6 protein-coding genes are annotated in these 6890 nt (G+C 70.2%); all 6 read left to right on the forward strand.

Annotated features, from left to right (window positions below):
- The first annotated feature begins 48 nt into the window (after positions 1-48).
- The 6 genes from ACFWZ2_RS40425 to ACFWZ2_RS40450 all read left to right on the forward strand — a co-directional run bounded on the left by ACFWZ2_RS40425 (position 49) and on the right by ACFWZ2_RS40450 (position 6779).
- The gene (locus ACFWZ2_RS40425) at positions 49-1281 is read left to right on the forward strand and encodes an alginate lyase family protein (protein WP_384554622.1); all 1233 of its coding nucleotides are present in this window, start codon (positions 49-51) and stop codon (positions 1279-1281) included.
- A gap of 132 nt (positions 1282-1413) precedes the next feature.
- The gene (locus ACFWZ2_RS40430) at positions 1414-2106 is read left to right on the forward strand and encodes an ABC transporter ATP-binding protein (RefSeq protein ID WP_384554630.1); all 693 of its coding nucleotides are present in this window, start codon (positions 1414-1416) and stop codon (positions 2104-2106) included.
- Positions 2107-2258: 152 nt separating this feature from the next.
- Positions 2259-4805 carry an ATP-binding protein gene (locus tag ACFWZ2_RS40435; RefSeq protein ID WP_384554624.1) on the forward strand — a complete coding sequence of 849 codons (2547 nt, stop codon included), beginning with the start codon at positions 2259-2261 and terminating at the stop codon, positions 4803-4805.
- Between the two features lie 59 nt (positions 4806-4864).
- Positions 4865-5548, forward strand: a complete 684-nt coding sequence (locus tag ACFWZ2_RS40440; protein WP_055551045.1) for a response regulator — start codon at positions 4865-4867, stop codon at positions 5546-5548.
- A 106-nt stretch (positions 5549-5654) separates the two neighbouring features.
- On the forward strand, positions 5655-6053 hold the full coding sequence (locus ACFWZ2_RS40445; RefSeq protein WP_079043742.1) for an OB-fold nucleic acid binding domain-containing protein: 399 nt from the start codon (positions 5655-5657) through the stop codon (positions 6051-6053).
- A 3-nt stretch (positions 6054-6056) separates the two neighbouring features.
- Positions 6057-6779: a DUF3159 domain-containing protein gene (locus ACFWZ2_RS40450; RefSeq protein ID WP_384554626.1), complete on the forward strand. Its 723-nt coding sequence runs from the start codon at positions 6057-6059 to the stop codon at positions 6777-6779.
- Positions 6780-6890: the final 111 nt, after the last annotated feature.

The following is a 6890-nucleotide window of genomic DNA, read 5'->3' on the forward strand; positions in this document are numbered from 1 at the left end:
TTCAGAAAGGCACTTGACGTTCATATACGAGAACGGATGGTCCCCTCCATGCCATACGCCCCCACCCCCGCACGCTCCCCGCGCCGCCGCAGACCACGCCGCTCCGTAGGCGTGGCCGTCGTCTCCGTAGTGGCCGCCCTGGTCGCCGGATTCGTGGCCTGGCCCGGCGCGGAGAAGGCCGACGCGGCCCCCGCGTCCTTCGCTCACCCCGGAGTCACCGTCTCCCGCGGCCAGCTCGACTTCGCCCGCGAGAAGGTCACCGCGGGCGCCCAGCCCTGGAAGTCCGCCTACGACCGGATGATGGGCAGCAAGTACGCCTCCCTGTCCCGCACCCCCAAGCCCCGCGCGGTCGTCGAGTGCGGCTCCTACTCCGACCCCGACTACGGCTGCACGGACGAGCGCGAGGACGCGATCGCCGCGTACACCACCGCCCTCGCCTGGTACGTCACACGCGACGACCGCTACGCGAAGAAGTCCATCGAGCTGATGGATGCCTGGTCCGGCACGATCAAGGACCACACCAACAGCAACGCCCCGCTGCAGACCGGCTGGGCGGGCTCCAGCTGGCCGCGGGCCGCCGAGATCATCAAGTACACGTACGCGGGGACCTGGGCGAACTCCGGCCGCTTCGCGACCATGCTGCGCACCGTCTACCTCCCCGAGGTCATCAAAGGCTCGAACTCCAACGGCAACTGGGAGCTGTCGATGATGGAGGCCGCCGTCGGCATCTCCGTCTTCCTGGAGGACAAGGCGTCGTACGACAAGGCGATGGCCACCTTCCGTACGCGCACCGCCGCGTACGTCTATCTCGCCTCCGACGGCCCGCTGCCCAGGACCGTGCCGAAGCAGAACCTCGACACCCGCGAGAAGATCGTCAAGTACTGGCAGGGACAGGGGACCTTCACCACCGGGCTCACCCAGGAGACCTGCCGCGACTTCACCCACACCGGATACGGCCTCTCCGCGATCTCGCACGTCGCCGAGACCAGCCGCATCCAGGGCCAGGACCTCTACACCACGGACGTCGGGGAACGGCTGCGCCAGGGGCTCGGGTTCCAGGCCAGGTACGAGCTGGGCGAGGCGCCGCCCGCCTCGCTGTGCGGGGGCACGGTCCACCGCGGCCTCGGCCCCGTCACCGAGGTCGGCTACAACGCCCTGGCGGGCCGCCTGGGGCACGCGATGAGCAACACCCAGAAGCTCACCGAACAGAACAGGCCCGCGGGCTCCAACAACCTCTTCGTCGCCTGGGAGACCCTCACCCACGCGGGCAATCCCCGCTGATCCGCCCTCGCCGATCCGTGCCTTTTCGGACCTTGTCGGGCCGGGCGCCCCGTGCCGATACTGGCGCCCGGCCCCCTGCGTACCCAGGGGCATGGCTCAGGGGAGTGGTCGGTGGCAGCGGGCGCGCAGGACATGGTCGTCGTGGAGGAACTCCACCGGACGTACGGCACCGGGGCCGCCGCGGTGCACGCCCTGCGCGGCGTCTCCTTCACCGTCCCGCGCGGCGAACTCGTCGCCCTGAAGGGCCGCTCGGGATCCGGCAAGACGACCCTGCTCAACCTCGTCGGCGGGCTCGACCGGCCGGACGGCGGCACGATCTCCGTCGACGGCCTGGAACTCGCGGGCCTCGGCGAGAACGGCCTCCTGGAGCTGCGCCGCGACCGCATCGGCTTCATCTTCCAGTCCTTCGGGCTCATCCCCATCCTCAGCGCCGCCGAGAACGTCGGCGTGCCCCTGCGGCTGCGCAAGGCCGATCCGCGCGAGCGGGAGGAGCGGGTCGCCCTGCTCCTCGCCCTCGTCGGCCTCGCCGACCACGCCAAGCAGCGGCCCGGCGAACTCTCCGGCGGGCAGCAGCAGCGCGTGGCCATCGCCCGCGCCCTCGCCAACAGGCCCGCCCTGCTGATCGCGGACGAGCCCACCGGGCAGCTCGACGCGGAGACCGGGCTCGCGGTCATGGAGCTGCTGCGCGCGGTCGTCCGCAGCGAGGGCGTCACCGCTCTGGTCGCCACCCACGACGCGACCCTGCTCGACCTCGCCGACCGGGTCCTGGAGCTGCACGACGGCGAGATCATCGAGCACGGAGCCGACCCCGTCCTGCACGCATAGGGCCTGCACAGCGGGGGCGCGAGACCCGCCAGGCACCCGCATCAGGGTTGTGTCAAGGACGGCACCCCCGCACCCCCTCGTCCGTATTGCCGGAATTGTTGGCCGTAAGGTCGACGCTGCGTACACAGCAGTTTCAGGAAGACAATGGGGCCATGGCACGCGGCAAGCTTCGGATCTACCTCGGTGCGGCACCGGGCGTCGGCAAGACGTACGCGATGCTGTCCGAGGCACACCGCCGAGTCGAGCGCGGCACCGACTGCGTGGTGGCCTTCGTGGAACACCACGACAGGCCACGCACCGAGGTGATGCTGCACGGCCTGGAACAGGTGCGGCGCAAGGACCTGGAGTACCGGGGCACGGCGTTCACCGAGATGGACGTGGACGCGGTCCTCGAACGCGCCCCCGCCGTCGCCCTGGTCGACGAGCTGGCCCACACGAACGTCCCGGGATCGCGCAACGCCAAGCGCTGGCAGGACGTCGAGGAACTCCTCGCGGCCGGCATCGACGTCGTCTCCACCGTGAACATCCAGCACCTGGAGTCCCTCGGCGACGTCGTCGAGTCCATCACCGGCGTACGACAGCGGGAGACCGTCCCGGACGAAGTGGTGCGCCGCGCCGACCAGATCGAGCTGGTCGACATGTCGCCCCAGGCGCTGCGCCGCCGCATGGCGCACGGCAACATCTACAAGCCCGACCGCATCGACGCCTCCCTCTCCAACTACTTCCGGCCCGGCAACCTCACCGCCCTGCGCGAGCTCGCGCTGCTGTGGGTCGCCGACCGTGTCGACGAGTACCTCCAGCAGTACCGGGGCGAGCACAACATCCGCTCCACCTGGCAGGCCCGCGAGCGCATCGTCATCGGCCTGACCGGCGGACCCGAGGGCCGCACACTGATCAGGCGCGCCTCCCGGATGGCCGCCAAGGGCTCCGGCAGCGAGATCCTCGCCGTCTACATAGCCCGCAGCGACGGCCTGACCGCGGCGTCGCCCAAGGAACTCGCCGTCCAGCGCACCCTCGTCGAGGACCTCGGCGGCACCTTCCACCACGTCATAGGCGACGACATACCGGCCGCGCTGCTCGACTTCGCGCGCGGCGTCAACGCCACCCAGATCGTCCTCGGCTCCTCCCGCCGCAAGACCTGGCAGTACGCCTTCGGGCCCGGCGTCGGCGCGACCGTCGCCCGCGATTCGGGGCCCGACCTGGACGTCCACATCGTCACGCACGGTGAGGTCGCCAAGGGGCGCGGCCTGCCCGTCGCACGCGGCGCGCGCCTCGGCAGGTCCCGGATCATCTGGGGCTGGCTGGTGGGCGTCGGGGGCCCCGCGCTCCTGACGCTGCTGCTCACCCATGTCGACGCGGATCTCGGCCTCGCCAACGACATGCTGCTGTTCCTGACGCTGACCGTGGCGGCCGCCCTGGTCGGCGGGCTGCTGCCGGCCCTGGCGTCGGCGGCGTTCGGCTCGCTGCTCCTCAACTACTACTTCACGCCGCCGCTGCACCTGTGGACGATCTCCAACAACAAGAACATCGTCGCGATCGCCGTCTTCGTGGGCGTCGCGGTGTCGGTGGCCTCCGTCGTGGACCTCGCGGCCCGGCGCACCCACCAGGCCGCCAGGCTGCGCGCCGAGTCGGAAATACTGTCGTTCCTCGCGGGCAGCGTGCTGCGCGGCGAGACCAGCCTGGAGGCCCTCCTGGAACGGGTCCGCGAGACCTTCGCCATGGAGTCCGTCGCCCTCCTGGAACGCGAGAGCGACACCGACCCCTGGACCTGCGCGGGCAGCGTCGGCGACGGCCGCCCGCTCGGCCGCCCCGAGGACGCCGACGTCGACATGCCCGTCGGCGACCACATGGCCCTCGCCCTGTCGGGACGGGTCCTGCCCGCCGAGGACCGGCGCGTGCTCGCCGCGTTCGCCGCGCAGGCCGCCGTCGTCCTCGACCGCCAGCGCCTGCAGTCCGAGGCCGACCAGGCCCGTACCCTCGCCGAGGGCAACCGCATCCGCACCGCCCTGCTCGCCGCCGTCAGCCACGACCTGCGTACGCCGCTCGCGGGCATCAAGGCGGCCGTGTCCTCCCTGCGCTCCGACGACGTGGACTGGTCCGAGGAGGACGAGGCCGAGCTGCTCGAAGGCATCGAGAACGGCGCCGACCGGCTGGAACACCTCGTGGGTAATCTCCTCGACATGTCCCGCCTCCAGACCGGCACCGTCACCCCGCTGATCCGCGAGATCGACCTCGACGAGGTCGTTCCCATGGCGCTCGGCGGCGTCCCCGACGGCAGCGCGGAGCTGGACATCCCCGAGACGCTGCCGATGGTCGCCGTCGACAAGGGCCTCCTCGAACGCGCGGTCGCCAACATCGTCGAGAACGCCGTGAAGTACGCCCCCGACGGCGAGCCCGTGAAGGTCTCCGCGAGCGCCCTCGGCGAGCGCGTCGAGGTCCGCGTCGTGGACCGCGGCCCCGGTGTCCCCGATGCCGCGAAGGACCGCATCTTCGCGCCGTTCCAGCGCTACGGCGACGCTCCGCGCGGCGCCGGCGTGGGCCTCGGCCTGGCCGTCGCCCGGGGCTTCGTCGAGGCCATGGGCGGCACCCTCGCCGCCGAGGACACCCCCGGCGGCGGCCTCACCATGGTGCTCACCCTGCGGGCGGCGGCCGGGCGGCCGCCGGTCCGCCCCGACCTCTCCGCCCAGGTCACCTCGTGACCCCGATCCCCTCCGGTCACACCGTGACCCCGAACCAGAAGCCGGAAAGGCAGGCAAGCATGACCCGGGTGCTCGTGGTCGACGACGAGCCGCAGATCGTACGCGCCCTCGTGATCAACCTGAAGGCGCGCAAGTACGAGGTGGACGCGGCCCCCGACGGCGCCACGGCGCTGCAGCTCGCCGCGGCCCGCCACCCCGACGTGATCGTGCTCGACCTCGGTCTGCCCGACATGGACGGTGTGGAGGTCATCAGGGGCCTGCGCGGCTGGACGCGCGTCCCGATCCTGGTGCTCTCCGCCCGGCACAGCTCGGACGAGAAGGTCGAGGCGCTCGACGCGGGCGCGGACGACTACGTGACCAAGCCCTTCGGCATGGACGAACTCCTGGCCAGGCTGCGCGCCGCCGTCCGCAGGGCCGAGCCCACCGGGTCCGGCGACGACGACGTGATGGTGGACACCGAGGACTTCACGGTCGACCTGGCCGCGAAGAAGGTCAACCGCGGCGGCCGCGATGTGCGCCTGACCCCTACGGAGTGGCACCTCCTTGAGGTCCTCGTGCGCAACACGGGCCGCCTGGTCAGCCAGAAGCAGCTGCTCCAGGAGGTGTGGGGGCCCTCGTACGGCACGGAGACGAACTATCTGCGCGTCTACATGGCGCAGCTGCGCCGCAAGCTGGAGACGGACCCCGCGCACCCGCGGCACTTCATCACCGAGCCGGGCATGGGATACCGCTTCGAGAAGTGACCGGATCGGTTGCTTCAGCGGTCGGGAAAGCGGGTACTGAGCGGACATAAGCACAGATGAGCGCACCCCTTTCCGTCGTGTCGGCGTCCCCCGGTACGCTTTCTGTATGAGTGCTGTTCCTGGTTCCGAAAAGCCGGCAGGCCGTTTCCGGCGGATGCTCGACCGGCTGTCCTCCTCCCAGGAGGACCTGGAGTCGGAGGAGCTGCGTGAGGACGCCGAGACGGCGGGCTGTGTCCGCATCGGCGACTGCCACGACCGCCAGATAGTCACCGTTACTGGTACCTTGCGCACGGTCACTCTGCGGCCACGCGCCGGGGTTCCGGCCCTGGAGGCCGAGCTGTTCGACGGTTCGGCGGCGCTGGACGTGGTGTGGCTCGGCAGGCGCTCCATCGTGGGGATAGAACCGGGGCGCAAGCTGATCGCGTCGGGCCGGATCTCGATGAGCCGGGGCCGCCGGGTGCTCTTCAACCCCAAGTACGAACTCAGACCCCTCGGACGGGAGTAGCCGGTGACGTCCCTCGACAAGCCGACGGACCAGGGAAGCGCGGATCAGGAAGCCGATTCCAGGGCCGTGACCGAGGCGGCGCTCTTCGAGGCCTTCGGCGGCGTGCGGGGCATGGTGGAGACGGTCGTCCCCGGCCTGCTCTTCGTGACCATCTTCACGATCAACAAGGACCTGCACATGTCGGCCATCGCGGCCCTCGCGGTGTCCCTGGTGCTCGTCGTGGTCCGCCTGGTCATGAAGGACACCGTCAAGCACGCCTTCAGCGGCGTCTTCGGCGTCGCCTTCGGTGTGGTCTTCGCGATGATGACCGGCAATGCCAAGGACTTCTACCTGCCCGGCATGCTCTACACCCTGGGCCTCGCCGTGGCCTATATCGTCACGACCCTCGCGGGCGTCCCGCTGATCGGCCTGATCCTGGGCCCGGTCTTCAAGGAGAACCTCTCCTGGCGCACCCGCAATCCCGGCCGCAAGAAGGCGTACGCCAAGGCCAGTTGGGCCTGGGGCCTGATCCTGCTCGCCAAGTGCGCGATCCTCTTCCCGCTCTACTGGTGGGCGGACACCACGCAGTTCGGCTGGGTGCTGGTCACCCTGAAGATCCCGCCGTTCCTGCTCGCCGTCTATCTGACCTGGGTCTTCCTGGCGAAGGCGCCGCCGCCGATTGACGTCTTCGCTGAGATGGAAGCGGCGGAGAAGGAAGAGGAAGCGCGGAAGGCCGCGCGGCCTTAACCGGCTCTGGCATGCGCCCCGTCAGGGGCGCGGGGACCCAGTCTCTTATAAACAAATCACAGCCCACCAGACAACAAACAAACTAGTGTTTCGGGTTGTGGTTGGAAATGT

The organism is Streptomyces sp. NPDC059002 (assembly GCF_042740435.1).
Lineage (GTDB): Bacteria > Actinomycetota > Actinomycetes > Streptomycetales > Streptomycetaceae > Streptomyces.